The sequence below is a fragment of the Vibrio scophthalmi LMG 19158 genome, assembly GCF_000222585.1.
Classification (GTDB): Bacteria; Pseudomonadota; Gammaproteobacteria; order Enterobacterales; family Vibrionaceae; genus Vibrio; species Vibrio scophthalmi.
Genome location: NZ_AFWE01000141.1, coordinates 1 through 207, shown reverse-complemented (window position 1 = coordinate 207; position 207 = coordinate 1). Strand labels below are relative to the sequence as shown.

General features: G+C 50.7%; 2 tRNA genes. Both read left to right on the top strand.

The annotated features are described in order from the left end of the window. Window positions 1–49 precede the first annotated feature (49 nt). Window positions 50–125 (top strand) — tRNA-Glu (locus RH88_RS10605). 4 nt (window positions 126–129) lie between these two features. Further along, a tRNA-Lys gene (locus RH88_RS10600) sits at window positions 130–205 on the top strand. Window positions 206–207 lie beyond the last annotated feature (2 nt).

Sequence of the window (207 nt, the reverse complement as noted above, 5' to 3'; positions counted from 1 at the left end):
ATAAAGTTTAAGAGATAGAGACACCCCCCAAGGTGTTTCAACACTTAGTGTCCCGTTCGTCTAGAGGCCTAGGACACCGCCCTTTCACGGCGGTAACAGGGGTTCGACTCCCCTACGGGATACCACTAAGGGTCGTTAGCTCAGTTGGTAGAGCAGTTGACTTTTAATCAATTGGTCGCAGGTTCGAATCCTGCACGACCCACCATT